9 protein-coding genes and 1 pseudogene are annotated in these 15,376 nt (G+C 68.7%); 6 read left to right on the top strand and 4 right to left on the bottom strand.

Annotated features, from left to right (window positions below; translation table 11 throughout):
- Window positions 1–590: 590 nt before the first annotated feature.
- Window positions 591–1,130, bottom strand: coding sequence for a hypothetical protein (locus tag AB0D93_RS33065; protein ID WP_362127473.1), 540 nt, complete (start codon window positions 1,128–1,130; stop codon window positions 591–593).
- An 847-nt stretch (window positions 1,131–1,977) separates the two neighbouring features.
- Between AB0D93_RS33065 and AB0D93_RS33060 the strand changes: the two genes are divergently transcribed.
- Window positions 1,978–3,321 (top strand): MFS transporter, encoded by a 1,344-nt coding sequence (locus AB0D93_RS33060; protein WP_362127471.1) that lies wholly within the window; start codon window positions 1,978–1,980, stop codon window positions 3,319–3,321.
- Window positions 3,322–3,507: 186 nt separating this feature from the next.
- Here AB0D93_RS33060 and AB0D93_RS33055 read toward each other — a convergent pair whose 3' ends face one another.
- Window positions 3,508–4,023 (bottom strand): ATP-binding protein, encoded by a 516-nt coding sequence (locus AB0D93_RS33055; protein ID WP_362127468.1) that lies wholly within the window; start codon window positions 4,021–4,023, stop codon window positions 3,508–3,510.
- A gap of 869 nt (window positions 4,024–4,892) precedes the next feature.
- On the bottom strand, window positions 4,893–6,629 hold the full coding sequence (locus AB0D93_RS33050; RefSeq protein ID WP_362127465.1) for a PP2C family protein-serine/threonine phosphatase: 1,737 nt from the start codon (window positions 6,627–6,629) through the stop codon (window positions 4,893–4,895).
- 273 nt (window positions 6,630–6,902) lie between these two features.
- Between AB0D93_RS33050 and AB0D93_RS33045 the strand changes: the two genes are divergently transcribed.
- From AB0D93_RS33045 to AB0D93_RS33025, 5 genes are all read left to right on the top strand, one after another.
- Entirely contained in the window at window positions 6,903–11,177 is a 4,275-nt protein-coding gene (locus tag AB0D93_RS33045; RefSeq protein WP_362127462.1) for a HAMP domain-containing protein, read from the top strand.
- Complete coding sequence (locus AB0D93_RS33040) at window positions 11,174–11,881, top strand: response regulator (protein ID WP_362127459.1); 708 nt, start codon at window positions 11,174–11,176, stop codon at window positions 11,879–11,881. Before AB0D93_RS33045 ends, AB0D93_RS33040 begins: the two co-directional genes overlap by 4 nt.
- Before the next feature lie 512 nt (window positions 11,882–12,393).
- Window positions 12,394–12,642: a hypothetical protein gene (locus AB0D93_RS33035; protein WP_362127456.1), complete on the top strand. Its 249-nt coding sequence runs from the start codon at window positions 12,394–12,396 to the stop codon at window positions 12,640–12,642.
- Complete coding sequence (locus tag AB0D93_RS33030) at window positions 12,639–13,481, top strand: ATP-binding protein (RefSeq protein ID WP_362127453.1); 843 nt, start codon at window positions 12,639–12,641, stop codon at window positions 13,479–13,481. Before AB0D93_RS33035 ends, AB0D93_RS33030 begins: the two co-directional genes overlap by 4 nt.
- A 136-nt stretch (window positions 13,482–13,617) precedes the next feature.
- On the top strand, window positions 13,618–14,028 hold the full coding sequence (locus AB0D93_RS33025; protein ID WP_362127450.1) for a hypothetical protein: 411 nt from the start codon (window positions 13,618–13,620) through the stop codon (window positions 14,026–14,028).
- A gap of 171 nt (window positions 14,029–14,199) precedes the next feature.
- Here the strand turns inward: AB0D93_RS33025 and AB0D93_RS33020 are convergent.
- A pseudogene (locus AB0D93_RS33020) lies at window positions 14,200–15,314 on the bottom strand (IS1380 family transposase); the annotation flags it as partial.
- Window positions 15,315–15,376 lie beyond the last annotated feature (62 nt).

The raw sequence follows: 15,376 nt of genomic DNA, 5'->3' as shown, positions 1-15,376 counted from the left end.
CAACGCCATACCCCCGCACGGGGCGGCGTGGCCGTCAGGGGCCGGCCGTCCCAGCGAAGGTCGCCTCGCCCGGTGACCGTGCCCGCACAACGGCACGCGGTGTTGTCGCACGTCCCGCGCGGATGACCGCGGCGTCAGCAGCCGTCGTTCCGGCGCCGCCCCGGTCCACCTCGACACCGCCCAGCGTAGGTGCCCAGGCGCTGCTCCTGCGCGGGCCGGCCGGGGGACGGAGGGGGGGTCCGCGCGTGGGCCGACCGGCGGGCGGCCCCTCCCCCACCTGGGCCTGCGGCGACCGCGCCGGAGCAGACCCGGGCCCCTGACAGGGCACTGCCGGGGTGCGCTGGGCCAAGGGAGGAGGGGGGTGCGGCAGCCTGCGCGTTCGGCGCCGACTGCGTTCCACAGCGCACAGGGCCTCCCGGCACTGCCGGGCCGGATCACGTCCCCGGCCGCCAGGAGGCCCTGCCGGCGGACCCCGCCCCCCAGGAGACTTCCCCGGACAGGGTTGCCGTGCGGGGTCCCACTCGCCGGCCGGCCGGCGGATGGCGCCTGAGGCCGCGAACAAGGGGGGCGGGGCGATCCAGGGCGCGGGTTCAGCGCCTGACCGCGCCTGCGGGTGTGACCGGTGACGATCGGCAGGCTGTCACCTCGGCGGCCATCATCCAGTGGGGCGTGACGTCGATGTCGCCGTGCATGCCGTCCGAGCCTTCCTTGACGGGGTGGATGACACCGTCGCGAACGGACCAGAAGTAGTGTCCCCAGTGGGAGTCTTCGTAGGTCTGCCAGGTGCCCCGGGCCCACTGCCGCACCTGAAAGGGGCGGACCTGTCCCGCCTGGCCGGGCCGCAGGGTGAACGTGGCGGACCTGGTGACCGTCTGCGTGGTCAGCCACGCGTTGCGGTACGTCGGCGAGAGACGGGCCTTGCCGGGGTTCGCGCCCCGCGCCGTGACGGGCCCACCAAAACTGTCCGTGGTACCGCGGTGAGCAGTCCAGGTCCTGGTGCATCGGCGCGGTGCGTGCGAGCAGTTGTACTCCGCCGTGCCATCCACCGGCTTGGGATCGCTCAGATACGCCGTGCCCACGAAGTAGGGGGTGAAGCTGCATGTGCCGACGTCCGCGTTGCCGTCGCGCACGATGTCCTGATGGGGCGGTGAGGTAGCCGCCGACGACGGTGCCGCCACCGCCGCCGTCGCCGCAAACCGGGCGAAGCCGAGGGCCGTCACTTCTGTGCCCCGCCTCCGCGTCCCTCTTCTCGGCAATGGGGTCCCCTCCCAGTTCAGCACACACAACGGCAAGCTGGGACTTCAGGCCCGTCACACCTGAACAACAGCAGCCGCCCGAGATACGTCTTGAGAGTGCCACGGCAAGCGGCGCGAGCCGGAGGAAAAAGACAGTGTGTAAGAGACTTTCACACTCGCCCCTCGCCCGGTACATGCCCGTTGCCGCCGTGGGCACCACGGCATACCGCCGGTGCCCGACGCAGGCGCAGGGCGTGCAACAGGGCTTGCCCGCCCTCTGGTTGGACCCCCAGCGCCGTCAAGGGTTTGGGCCGTACGCCGCCTGGCCCCCGGAGTCGCATCCCGAGGGGCGGCGCCCAGTCGGTTGCCAGGCGGACAGCTGAAGCAAGAGGCCGCCGCTGCCGCTTGGCCCGACTGCCCGGGATGGTCCGCGGTGGATCGAGCCGTGCTCCGGCTCTCGCCGGGCCGCCGGCCGCGCACGGACACCGCCCACGTCGTAGAGGGTCGTCATCAACGTCGGCCCTCGCCTGGTCGTGGCATCGGCGTCCCTGTTCATCTCGGCTTCCGACAAGGGGCGGGGAACCTCATCCACTGCCCGCGCGAGCCCGGCCGGAACACAACCTCCGGGCGTCCTGATCGTTTAACGGGCGTGTCAGATGCCACCGAGACGTCCCTTGAGGGCCTTCCCGCACCTCGCAAACCATTCGTCCTCGCGGCCATGGGAGGCGCCGGGGGGACGGTCATGCTGGACCAGACCGTCGTCGCGATCGGTCTCGATCCGATGGCCCAGGACTTGCATCTGACGACGTTCCTCATGCACAGCGTGGTGCTGGTCTACGTCTTGTCGCTGGCCTCGCTCACCCCCGTCGGGGGAGTACTGGTCCGCAGGATCGGCATCCTGCGCACCTTCCAGATCGGGGTCGCGGTCTTCGCCGTGGGCTCCGCGAGCTGTGCGCTGGCACCGGACATCGTCGCCGGGCCGTTCCTGCTCACGGCCCGGTTTGTGCAGGGTGCGGGTGCGGCACTGATGCTGCCGGTGGCCACCACCATGATCACGGATTTGTATGAGGAGCGGGAACGCGGCAGGGCCTTGGCGATCTACGCGGGCCTCGCGCAGATCTTCTTCGTACTCGGTCCCCTCGTCGGGGCGGTTCTCGCCCAGTCCTTCGGATGGCGATCGGTCTTCGTGGTGAATGTTCCGGTCAGCGCCGCGATCTTGTGGATGACCACCCGGACGGGGATGAGGAACACGCCAATGGGTGGGCCGCTTGCGATGGGGCACGCCCTTGCCCTGGCCTTGGCGCTGGGCGTGCTCGTCCTGGGACTGTATGGATGGGGTGCCTGGGGAGTGCTGGATCCCAGGTCGGTTGGCCTATTGCTGGCGGGCGGGGTGGGGTTGGTCGTCGCTGTACGGTTCGGTATGCGCTCCCGACGGCCGGTGGTCGATCTGCGGCTGCTGGGAATCCGCCGGTATGCCGTGGCGGTGGGGCTGACCTTTGCTGTGCAGGCCGCACAGATGATCATGCTGGTGCATGGCGCGGTCTTCCTGCGCCAAGCCATGCACCAGTCGCTGCTGACGTCGGCTCTCTGCCTGCTTCCCCTGGTCGTCACGCTCACCGTCGGCACCTTCGCCTCCGGGTACCTGCTGGACTATTTCCGCTCGGTGCGGGTGCCCACGGTGGGCGGCCTGGCCACTGCCGCAGCCGGCGCGGTGGCCTGGTCGGTCACCCTGGCCTCGCCCGACTACCTGTGGCAGGTCCCGGGAATGGCGCTGACGGGCCTGGGGTTGGGCATGCCGATCCCCGCCCTGAGTGCGGAACTCATGAGCTCCGTTCCCCAGGACAAGATCTCCGACGCGTCGGTGCTGCGGCAGATGCTGCGCCAGCTCGGCGGGGCCTTCGGGCTGGCAGTGGCGGGAGCGGTCGTGCTGGGCGTCAACGACGATGAGTTCGACAGGGCGGGCGTCGTCACGGTCCCCGCCGTGCAAGCAGGATTCGTGGTCGCGGACACCTTGCTGGGGGTCTCGCTGCTGTGTGCCGTGTTCTTGCTGCCGCCCAGGGTGCGTACGGCCAAAGTCACCGTCTGACACGGCCCGCTGTCGATGCCGGCCGGCGCCTGGCCGGCTGTGCCGCTGCCCGTGGCGGCTGTCCGCCGCCCTGGCGGCTGCCCGTGCCGGCAGTGGTCAGGTACTGCGGCACGGGCAGCCGCCGGGGAGGCGGACATACCCTCGTTGTCGGCTCGGCCACCGCAGAGGGGCAGGCCGCAAGGGAGGCTATGGAACGACGACTGCCCGGACGGTCTTGCCCCCGATCTCCTGGGGGAAGAATTCAAGGCACGTGGACAGGGCGGCGACGATGCCCAGTCCGTATCCGCTGCACGCCGGTTCCTCTTCGCACGCGCGGGCGGTGAAGGGGTCGGGCAGGGCCGGCACATGAGGGCTGCTGTCCCATACCTCGACGATCGCAGCCTCGTTCGACACTTCAAGGTTCATCCTGCACGGTCCCGGGGAGTGCCGACAGGCATTCGTCACCAGCTCGGACACCACAAGCACCAGGTCTTCCTGTGCCTCTGGCTGCCAGTGGGCGTTGGCGACGAGACGGCCGCAGGCGCTACGCGCCTGGGAGAGGGACTCGTGCCGTCCGTCGATCCAGATCTCGGCTCTCCCCGAAAGAGTTTCCACAAGAGTGTCGTCCAAGGCGATCATCTCCCCATTCGGCAGCTGACGATCGCTTAACGCGCACAAGGCTAAAAACGGACCGGCCGGAGCGGCAATGACGGTTGTCTGCATCGCAACTGACGACCGTTGGCCAGTTGGCGCCCACGAACCGGCGTGAGTTCGCCGGTGCCGGCCGGCCGGTGCGCACAGCAGTCCTGCTCTCGCCGGGCGGCCGTGCGAGCTCTCACGATCTGCAGGCATGCGGGGACACTCGTGCCTGCCGTGGCAGCCACCATCCAGTCATCTCTCACGCCGTCCCTTCACTGCGGCGCGACGGTGACCGGCTCGCCCGCCGGCCCGCGTGCCCCAGAACCAGCCGCCCATGGCACGGTCCGTCGGTGCGCGGCGCCGGCCCCGGCTCACTCCTTTTTGCCGCCTTCGAAGCTACCGGCTGCCCTTTTGGACGGTGTCGTCCGACCGGCGGAGCCACCGGCGGACACCCCACGCCCACCACACTTCCCGGGCTGCGCCCCCTGCCTGCCCGGATTCGCCGGCCGCATCACAGACCCACCCGGGTTTATGGCCACCGTTGCATTCCGGGCAACTTTCGCGGGGACGGTCGTGGCATCGAGGCTATGCTTCTGGCGCGGGTGAGCGATGTAATTGGGTGCCTTGGCTTCACGGATGCCGGATCCGGTTTCCGGCCGCCGCCACAGCGTTTTCTCATTACCGTGGCTTTGGGCCCGCAGGCATTGCCCGGCAAAGCCACGCGGTGCGTGTACGTCAACGACGATTTCGTCCCCGCGCGGGGCGATCGTGCCCGTGCCGTGGCCGGCGCGGGCCCCCCTTTTTTGGAGATCCTGGGCGGCCGACGGCCGGCAGAGCGCCGGCGCGGATCGCTCGGCCCGTCGCCGGCGCCCGCCGTGCCGGGGGTGTTCTGCGTGCCCTGCGGGTGGCGTGGGATGGCTGGGCGGGATGCATGCGAGTGGGCAGGGTCGTCATCACTCCTGCGGGGGCAGTGCCTTGAGGGCCATGACCGCGAGGTCGTCCTGGATCGGTTCGAGGCTGAAGTCGTGGACCGCTTGCCGTACCTGGTTCGCCACCGCCACGGCGCTCATGCCGGTGTAGCGGCTGAGTGCCGCGGCCAGGCCGTCGGCGTCGTCGAACAGCTGGTTGCCTCTGCGGCGTTCGGTGACGCCGTCGGTGACACAGAGCAGTACCTCGTCGGGCAGGAGGACGAGGTGATCGGCGCCGAAGCGGGCGCTGCGGTCGACGCCGAGGAGCAGTTGCGGCTGCGCGGCGGGCTCCACCGTGCCGTCGGTGGACAGCCGCAGGGGCAGCGGATGCCCGGCACTGGCCAGGCGGCAGTGCACTTTCCCGCTGGTCAGGTCCGCTTCCAGTTCCCCGTACAGCATGGTCAAAAAGCGTCCCAGTTCTGCGCCGGCTTCGGCGCTTTCGTCGGCGAGTGTGATGTTGAGGCGTTCCAGGACGGTTTCCACGCTGTGGCCTTCGCGGGCCAGGAGGCGCACCGTGTGCCGGGCCAGTCCGGTGAGGGACATCGCCTCGGGGTCTTTGCCCTGTACGTCGCCCAGGAGGAAGCACCAGCGGCCGTTGCCCTTGTGGAAGAGGTCGTAGAAGTCGCCGCCGACAGTCTGTGCCTGTTCGCGGGGCTCATAGGCGATGGCCACGTCGATGCCGGGCACGAAGGGCAGGGAGGCCGGCAGCTGATGGCGCTGCAGTGCCTGGCTGATGGTGGTCTGCTGCGCGTACTGGCGGGCGGTGCAGACCGCCTGGGCGATGAGCCGTGCGAGGTTTTCGACCTGGTGCAGGACACCGTCTGCCTGGAGCCGGTCGGCGACGCCGATCACGAGCATGCCGTGGCAGGAGCGGCCGGCGCTGAGAGGCAGGGCGAAGGCGGCGTCCGTGGCGAGTACGGAGGCCGTGGGCAGCAGGATTTGGCTCGCGCGCGGGGTGGCGGCGGGCGGGTTGTGCGCGAGCAGGGTGCGCAGCGGGTCGATCAGATGTTCCTGGGCGTGCCAGACCCGCGCCAGGCGCATCGTTCCTTCCGTGCCTGTCAGCCATACTCCGCACCAGTCGGCGACGCGGGGGACCAGGAGTTGGCCTGCGACCGCGGCCACCAGGTTCTCGTCGAGCTGGCCGGCCAGGAGTTCGCTGGCTTCGGCGAGGAAAAAGGGTCCGAGGTGGTCGTGGTGCGCACGGGGTGCGGCGGGGGCCGGCTGCGGGCCGGCGGGAAGGGGGGCGCGGGCCGCTGCGGGCCGGCTTGGGGGCACGTCGTTTGGTGGTGGTTGCCGTAGCCGCAACCGCATGGTGTATTCGGCCGGTCCGCCGCGGGGGTTGTGCATGGCCGGGGTGTGGTCGCAGTGTGCTCGGCGGCCGGTGGGCTGTGCGGGTACCGGGACGGTGGCGCCGCTCTCCTTCCCGTCCGGCGGTGATGTGCCCGGCGGCGGGCAGGTGAGCGGCCAGCGGGCATCGTTGACCCGGCAGATCACTTCGATCTCGGTACCGCTGTCACGGCCGTTGTCGATCCGGCAGATGACCTCGACCTCCCGGTCCGCGTGGCGGGCGGCGACGGCGACCAGTTCGCTGACGCGGAGCATGACGGCGTCGATCATTTCCTCGCTGCACGTGCCGGAGTGGGCGTCGGGGGCGGATGCGCGCCCGGCGAGCAGAGCGTGCACGAGGGCGCAGGCGCCGGATGCCGCACGCGCAGGCGTCATTCTGGCGGATGATATCGAGATTCGCGACTGCGGGGACGATGTCTTCATGGGCCACCTCGAAAAAAAGGTAACTGATGCTTTACGTCAGCCCAACGGGTCGTCTTATAGTACTTGCTGTATGCGAAATGCCAGAGATTGGCTGCGCCCATGACTTCTAAATCCAACTCCCCCGCCGCCGGTGTCGTATTGGACCCGCAGAGCGGCCTTTCGGGTCTTGATTCTTGCAGTGACCAGGGGGTGAGCACGGCCGAACTACGGCCGATCCTTGCCGCAATGCGTGCTCTGTGTGACGGTGACTTCTCTGTCCGCGTCCAGGGCCAGCACCGGGGAATCGCGGCCGAAATGGCGGGGGTGTTCAACCAGATCGTGGCCCGCAACCACCACCTGACGGCCGAACTGGAGCGTGTGCGGCGTGAGGTGGTGCGCCAGGGCAGGCTGGACGAACGCCTGGAGGCGAGCCCCGGGCAGGGGGCGTGGTCGACGAGTGTGGACGCGGCCAACTCGTTGCTGGAGGCTCTGGCGCTGCCGATGGCCAAGGCCACCCACGTACTGGACGCGGTCGCCGACGGGGATCTGACGCAGCACGTGGACCTGCATGACGGCAACCGTCAGCTACGCGGTGACCTGCGGCGCCTGGGGCGTGGTGTCAACCGCATGGTCGAGCAGTTGTCGCGGTTCACCGCCGAGGTCACCCGCGTCGCGCGGGAGGTCGGTACCGAGGGGCGGCTGGGGGGCCGGGCCAAGGTGCAGGGGCTCTCGGGTGACTGGCGCTATGTGACGGAGGCGGTCAACACGATGGCGGCGCGCCTCACCGCGCAGGTGCGTGACATCGCGGTCGTGACCACGTCGGTGGCCAGGGGGGATCTGACCCGGCAGGTGACGGTGGAGGCCACCGGCGAACTGCTGGAGCTGAAGCTGACCGTGAACACCATGGTCGACCAGCTGCGGGCGTTCGCCGACGAGGTCACCCGCGTGGCCCGCGAGGTCGGCACCGAAGGACAGCTCGGCGGACGCGCGCAGGTCCGCGGCGCCTCCGGGGTGTGGAAGGACCTCACCGACAACGTCAACCTCATGGCGTCGAACCTGACCTCGCAGGTCCGCAACATTGCCCAGGTCACCACCGCCGTCGCCAACGGCGACCTCAGCCAGAAGATCACCGTGGACGCCCGCGGTGAGATCCTTCAGCTCAAGAGCACCGTCAACACCATGGTCGACCAGCTGTCGGCGTTCGCCGACGAGGTCACCCGCGTGGCCCGCGAGGTCGGCACCGAAGGACAGCTCGGCGGACGCGCCCAGGTCCGCGGGGTGTCGGGGGTGTGGAAGGACCTGACGCAGAACGTCAATTTCATGGCCGACAACCTCACCTCCCAGGTCCGCAACATCGCCCAGGTCGCCACCGCCGTCGCCGAGGGCGACCTGGGCAAGAAGATCACGGTCGAGGCCAAGGGCGAGATCCTCGAACTGAAGACCACCATCAACACCATGGTCGACCAGCTGTCGGCGTTCGCCGACGAGGTCACCCGCGTGGCCCGCGAGGTCGGCACCGAAGGAAACCTCGGCGGGCAGGCCCAGGTCCGCGGGGTGTCGGGGGTGTGGAAGGACCTCACCGACAACGTCAACTTCATGGCGTCGAACCTGACCTCGCAGGTCCGCAACATCGCCCAGGTCACCACCGCCGTCGCCGACGGCGACCTGTCCAAGAAGATCTCCGTCGACGCCCGCGGTGAGATCCAGCAGCTCAAGGACACCGTCAACACCATGGTCGACCAGCTGCGGGGGTTCGCCGACGAGGTCACCCGCGTGGCCCGCGAGGTCGGCACCGAAGGAAACCTCGGCGGACGCGCCCAGGTCCGCGGGGTGTCGGGAGTGTGGAAGGACCTCACCGACAACGTCAACTTCATGGCCGACAACCTCACCTCCCAGGTCCGCAACATCGCCCAGGTCGCCACCGCCGTCGCGCAGGGCGACCTGTCCAAGAAGATCGACGTCGACGCCCGCGGCGAGATCCTCGAACTGAAGACCACCATCAACACCATGGTCGACACCCTGGTGTCCTTCTCATCGGAGGTCACGCGCGTCGCCCGTGAGGTCGGCAGCGAGGGACAGCTGGGCGGCCAGGCCCGTGTCGAAGGCGTCTACGGCACCTGGAAACGCCTCACCACCAGCGTCAACGAACTTGCCTCGAATCTGACCACCCAGGTCAGGGCGATCGCCGAGGTCGCCAGCGCCGTCGCCCAGGGCGACATGACCGGCTCGGTGTCCGTCGCGGCCAAGGGCGAGGTCGCCGAACTGAAGAACAACGTCAACCTCATGGTGGCCAACCTCAGGGAGACCACACGCGCCAAGGACTGGCTGGAGTCGAACCTCACCCGCATCGCCGGCCTCATGCAGGGACACCGCGACCTGGTCGAAGTGGCGGACCTGATCCTGCGGGAACTCACACCGCTGGTGAACGCGCAACTGGGCGCGTTCTTCCTCGCCGAGGAAGGCGCCAAGCCCGGCGAGGGACTGGAATTCATCGCCGGCTACGGCACCAACGCCGCGGGCGAGGACACCTGCCAGCCGCCGCCCGGCAGCCTGGGCGGCGGCCTGATCGCCCAGTCCGCCCTGGAAAAGAAACGCATCCTCATCACCGACGTCCCCCAGGACTACATGGACATCAGCTCCGGCCTGGGCGAGGCGCCCCCCGTCAGCATCGTCATCCTGCCCATCCTCTTCGAGGACCAGGTCCTCGGAGTCATCGAACTCGCCAGCCTCAGCAAATTCAACGAAGTCCATCTCGCGTTCATCGACCAGTTCGTCAACACCATCGGCGTATCGATCAACACCATCATCGCCAACGCCCGCACCGAATCCCTGCTCACCCGCTCCCAGCGTCTGACCGTCGAACTGCGCAAGCGCAGCGACGAACTCCAGCGCTCCAACGCCGAACTGGAGGAGAAGGCCGCACTGTTGGCCACCTCCTCGCAGTACAAGTCGGAGTTCCTGGCCAACATGTCCCACGAACTGCGCACCCCGCTCAACTCACTGCTCATCCTCGCCCGGCTGCTGGCCGACAACCCCAACGGGCACCTGTCCGAGCAGGAGGAGCAGTTCGCCGCCACCATCCACCGCTCCGGCTCCGACCTGCTGCAACTCATCAACGACATCCTGGATCTGTCGAAGATCGAAGCCGGCCGGATGGACGTGCACCCCAAGCAACTGCAGCTGACCAAGCTCCTCGACTACGTCCGCACCACCTTCCGGCCCCTGACCACCGACCGGAACCTGACCTTCAACGTCAGCGTCGCCGAGGACGTACCACGCGAGTTGTTCTCCGACGAACAACGCCTGCAGCAGGTCCTGCGCAACCTGCTGTCCAACGCCATCAAGTTCACCGCCGCAGGCACCGTGGAACTCCATGTCACCCGCGCCACCGGACGGGGCTTCGAAGAAGAGACCCTGCGAGGCGCCGAAGCAGTCGTCGCCTTCTCCGTCACCGACACCGGCATCGGCATCGCACCGGAGAAACTCTCCATCATCTTCGACGCCTTCCAGCAGTCCGACGGCACCACCAGCCGCAAATACGGAGGCACCGGGCTGGGGCTGTCCATCAGCCGTGAAGTCGCAGGGCTCCTCGGCGGCCGCATCGTCGCCGAAAGCACCGAAGGCATCGGATCCCGGTTCACCCTCTACGTCCCCGCACGCCACCCCGGCATACCCGCCGCCCCCCAGCGCACCGACACCAAGAGCGTCCCCGCCCTCCCGCCGGCCGGCCCCGCCCAGGCGCACACCCCGACGGCACCTGCCCCGCTGCCTGCTGCCCTCCCGGTCTGCCCCTCCCCCTCGGACGACACCAGCGCATACGGCACACGCACCGGCAGTGACTGCGGCGAAAAGTGGCCGGAAACCACACGGCTGACGGAATGGCGCAGCGGCCGCGCGGGAGAACTGCTCTCCGGGTGCCAGGTCCTCATCGTCGACGACGACATCCGCAACGCCTTCGCTCTCACCCACGTCCTGGGCCGGGTGGGAATCAGCGTCAAGTACGCCGAGAACGGCCGCGAGGGACTCGCGGTACTCGACCAACACCCCGACATCCGCGTCGTCCTGATGGACATCATGATGCCCGAAATGGACGGATATGAGACTATCCGGGCCATCCGGTGCACCTCCCACCACACCACCTTGCCCATCATCGCCCTCACCGCCAAGGCCATGCCCGGAGACCGCGAGAAAGCCATCGCCAGCGGCGCCTCCGACTACATCCCCAAACCCGTCGACGTGGACCAGCTCCTCACCGTCGTCTGCCGGCTCCTCGCCCCCGAAGACGGCCCCTGGACCGGGCCCGGCCCCAACAACGCGCCCGACAGCTGTCCGTCCCCGGCGCACGCCGCCCCTCGCGTCCAACTGTCCAAGGACCCCGCCGACCGCGGCGCACCCCGTGACAAGGACCGCACCGCACCGCCGGCTGGTCCGGGCAAAGCCCCCGCCACGGCCGGCTCCGCACCACCGCGCACACCGCAGGCTGGCACCGACGCCACGACGTCCGGGCAGGGCTCGTCATGAACACCGACGCCGCCGCAACCTCGCACATCCTGATCGTCGACGACATGGAGGAAAACCTCATCGCCCTCGAAGCCGTCCTCGGCTCACTCGACCGCGTCGTGCGCGCACGATCGGGCGAAGAAGCACTCAAAGCGATGCTCCGCCAGGAGTTCGCCGTGGTCCTCCTCGACGTCTACATGCCTGGCATGGACGGCTTCGAGACAGCCGCCAACATCAAACGCCTCGACCAGACCAAGGACACCCCCATCATCCTGCTCACCGGAGCCGACAGCGAACCCGACTTCGCCTACCGCGGATACGCCATCGGCGCGGCCGACTTCCTCACCAAACCCCTCGACCCCTGGCTACTGCGCACCAAAGTCAACGTCTTTTTGGAACTGCACCGCAAAAACCGCCAACTCGCCGCCCAGGCCGAGCAACTGCGCCGGCTGCTGGTGAGGGACGACGACGGCGCCGGCCCCTCCCGGGAGGCACCCACCGTGGACATCCCCCGCCACACGGCGCCAGGCGCCCCGAGAACCGGCGCAGGACACGACCGGGAGACAACCGGCCGTAGCGACCCGTTCGCCTCCCTGACCGAGCAGCTCTGCCAGATCGAACTCCTCCTACGCGAAACCGACGGCGCCGGCACAGCCGGCCTCGCCGACCGCATCGCCGCCCTCGAGCAAGCCGTCGCCGCCCTCCACCGCGGCACCCGCCTGTAAGCCTGCTGCGTCGCGGCGCCGGTCCGCAGCGCGCTCACCGCTCGCTCGTTTCTGTGGGTCTGGGCAGCTCGATCAGGTGCGCGCGTCGGGCGAGTTTCACGAAGGGCTTCAGCTTGCTGGAGCCGGCCAGGCATCCAGGAGGGTGACGCGTTCGGGACCGCCGGCGTGAAGACCTTCCGCAGCTGTTCCTTGAGCAGATAGGCCCGGTACAGCGGCTTGTTGGTGGTCTGGATCAGTGACAGCCTCGCCTGCTGCCGTTCGGTGAGGTCTTCCGGTTCTGCTGGTCAAGCCCGGCGCCTTCGCCGGCGCTTCCGCGCTCGCGCAGGCCCGCGCCGAGGGTGGCTGCACAAAGGTCCACGAGGCGTTCTGGGCTGCGGCCAAGCACAAGGCCGGCGACCGCGAGGGCACCCGGATGCTGATCGAGGTCCTGGCTGCTGCACCGTCAGCTGCCCGCCGACGCGCTGACCGCGGCGATGACCACGTGTTGGCGGATCGGCCCGGTCTTAACCGACATGATCGCGATCGCCCACAAGGCGATGGAGGGCACCGACACAGAGGACGCCGAGCTCCTCACTGACCCGGTCGGCAGCCTGGCGGCCCAGGGCGATGTCACCGGGGGCCGGCCCGGAGCCCAGGTGATCTCCCTGCACGCGCGCCGCCTGCCTCCCGACCAGCGCACGACGCTTCCGGACATGAGCAAGTACGACCGGCTCCTGACCCCGGTCACGACCAGCAAGACCCGGAAAGGCCACGGAGCATGAGCCCCACGATCACCGTCACCGACGCCGACGACGGCCTGGACACCGAGCGGGTTGTGCCGCGCCGGGTGGCCCTGCCGGGCGATCCGGAGGACATGCTCATCGACGAGGCATGCCGGGACCTGAAGCTGCCCGCGTTCCGCGAGCGGTTCATCGAGCTCTCCACCCCCGCCCGGCGCGAGCAGACCACCTACAAACAGTTCCTACCCGAGCTGCTACAGGTCGAGCTCGCCGACCGCGACGTCCGCCGCCGGCAGCGCCTGCTGCGCCTGGCCCGCTTCCCCCGTCCGAAGCGGCTGGAGGACTTCGACTTCGCCAAAAAACCGACCGTCACTCCCGAGGTCGCCGCGGACCTCAAGTCCCCGGCCTGGGTCCGTGAAGGCCGCCCGCTGGTCCTGATCGATGACAGCGCCACCGTAAGTCCCACCTCCTCATCGGGATCGGCACCGCGATCGCCGAGGCCGGCCCGTCGGTTCCGCTGCACCACCACCTCGGCGCTGGTGAAAAGAGCTCGCCGAGCCGACGCGAGCCGCAAGCTGTCCTCCGCCATCGCCCGCCACAGCAGAGTCGATCTTCTTTGTCTGGACGAGTTCGGCTATCTCCACCTGGACCGCAAGGAAGCGAAGCTGCTGTTTCAGATCCTCACCGAGCGCGAGGAACGCAAGACCACCGCAGTCGCGACGAACTCCCCGTTCACCGAGTGGGACAAGGCTTTCGGCGACGCCCGACTCTGCGCGGCCATCGCCGACAAGGTCACGTTCCGCTGCACGCCGATCCAGACCGGCACCGAGTCCTACCGTTTCCAGACGACCCAGGAATCCCTCTTCCCGGCGCCGAAATAACCGAGCATGGACCGAAGCAGACCCGAGCACCCGGCCAGGCCCCCACGTGCCGCTGCCCGCCCTTCCCCTGCTGAGGGCAAGGTATCTTCAGCAGGACAAACGATTCATAAATCCGACGCAGGGAAGGCCGGTTCAGATGTCGGCAGACAAAATGCGTGAGCTCATGATGACCCATTCGACCTGCGAGACGAACACCGATCTGCAGGGCACAATGAACACGCTGGTCGAGAATCCTGTCTACGAGTTCCACCCGGCCCGCTTGAGACTCGAAGGCAGAGAAAAGGTAGAGCGATTCTATCGAGAGCACTTCAACAGTTTCTTCCCGCTGATTGAATCACATGCGCCCGTAAGTGAGTGCTGGGATTCACACAGCGCCTGCCTGGAATACGACCTGCGACTGAAAACGCCACACAACAAGCAGGTGTATCGCATCATGGTCGTTCTCACCAGGGAAGGACAGCTTCTGACAGGCGAGCGATTCTACGTGTGCGAGGAGCTTGCCCGGCTGATGGCGGGTGCCAGTTTCGGCGAATTCGTCAGATTCTAGCCTCGATCTTACATGAGGGTCCGTCAGCTTGCTGACGGACCCTTTCTGCTGGTTCGGAGGGGAGATTTCTGCTTGCGGGCAGGCGGGTGGCCCGGCTGTCGCGCCGGGTGGGCGCCGGGTTCCACGGCTCCGGTCGTGGTGGTGCCGCTCGTAGGGACGCAGTGCTGCTGGTCAGCCGGGGTTCGGCAGAGCTTCGAGCCGGTCGAGGGCGTCTGTGACGATGCCGGTCCAGGGCCAGTGGTTTGCGAGGCGGAGGCTGCGGCGGCGTCCGGTGGTGATGAGCTGGGCTGCGGCGGAGAACAGCCGCAGGCGCAGGCGGCGGGGCTCCCACAGCCGGGCGGCCCCGGTGAGAGCGAGCATCGGCATCCAGGCCAGCAGGTCCAGCGCGATCTGGACGATCTCCAGCCAGATCTGGTTCTGCGCGGCCTTGTGCAGGGGCAGGTTACGCAGGCCGGTGGCCCGCGCGGCGCGGATGCGGTCCTCGGCGCGGGCGCGCTGGCGGTGGCGCAGCTCCAGTTCGGCGATCGGGATGTTCTTGGTGTTCGTGGCGAAACAGGTCGCCGTATTCCGTCGGCGTCGGTGAAGCGCAACTGGGCGCCCGGGTGCGGGCGTTCCTTGCGGACGATCAGCCGTATGCCCTTCGGCCAGCCGGTCAGGCAGTCGCTGCCGGCGTCGATCTCGGCGACCCAGGTGCCGTCGCGGATCTCGCCGTCCGGCTCGACGGCCGGGGTCCTGGCCGACGCCGGGATCTTCAAGACGGCCTGGTGGATGGCGTCGGTGCTGGTCATCTAGACCGAGTACGACAGCCACCGCCCGCGCTGGGCGAGCCAGGCCACAAACTCATGGGTGCCGCCGCCGGAGTCGCAGCGGATCAGCGTCTGCCGTCCGCGCCGGTAGCGTTTGGGCAGCTGTGCGAGCGCCGGCCGGGCGGCCTCGATGTGATCACTCGCGGTGTTGGAGCCTGCGTTCCCCGGCCGCAGCAGCCCCACGACCGGCTCGCCGGACACGCCGCGGCCGTGGTCGACGAACCCCATCAGCGGGTGGTGGCCGAAGGTCTTCTTCCAGGTCGCGGCGGCGTCCTGCTTCTCGGAGTGCGCCAGGACGAGGACGCCGTCGATGTCCACGGTGACCTGTCCGTCGGCGTCCGGTGCTGTCTCACCGGCCAACTGCCAAACATGCTCACGTACTTCGGCACGGGCGGTGCGGAGCGCCGCCAGCACCCGCTTCCCGCCGGCAGCAAGCGTTTCGACCCGGGAGACCGTCGGATCGGAGGCCACCTGGGGGCCTTCGTGGGGGCACTGGGCCGGTGGCGGTCGTGCTGGGTGACCAGCGGGGTGGTGCGCGCTGT

The sequence above is a fragment of the Streptomyces sp. NPDC048191 genome (assembly GCF_040652655.1).
Taxonomy (GTDB): domain Bacteria; phylum Actinomycetota; class Actinomycetes; order Streptomycetales; family Streptomycetaceae; genus Streptomyces.
Note: the sequence above shows the minus strand (reverse complement) of the source record. Positions and strands in the feature narration are given on the sequence as shown.

Bases quoted from the DNA above. Each gene is read 5' to 3' on its own strand.
- AB0D93_RS33030 (WP_362127453.1), top strand. From the start codon at position 12,639: ATGAGCCCCACGATCACCGTCACCGACGCCGACGACGGCCTGGACACC.
- AB0D93_RS33035 (WP_362127456.1), top strand. From the start codon at position 12,394: ATGATCGCGATCGCCCACAAGGCGATGGAGGGCACCGACACAGAGGAC.
- AB0D93_RS33060 (WP_362127471.1), top strand. From the start codon at position 1,978: ATGCTGGACCAGACCGTCGTCGCGATCGGTCTCGATCCGATGGCCCAG.
- AB0D93_RS33025 (WP_362127450.1), top strand. From the start codon at position 13,618: ATGTCGGCAGACAAAATGCGTGAGCTCATGATGACCCATTCGACCTGC.
- AB0D93_RS33050 (WP_362127465.1), bottom strand. From the start codon at position 6,629: ATGACGCCTGCGCGTGCGGCATCCGGCGCCTGCGCCCTCGTGCACGCT.
- AB0D93_RS33040 (WP_362127459.1), top strand. From the start codon at position 11,174: ATGAACACCGACGCCGCCGCAACCTCGCACATCCTGATCGTCGACGAC.
- AB0D93_RS33055 (WP_362127468.1), bottom strand. From the start codon at position 4,023: ATGCAGACAACCGTCATTGCCGCTCCGGCCGGTCCGTTTTTAGCCTTG.
- AB0D93_RS33045 (WP_362127462.1), top strand. From the start codon at position 6,903: ATGCGTGCTCTGTGTGACGGTGACTTCTCTGTCCGCGTCCAGGGCCAG.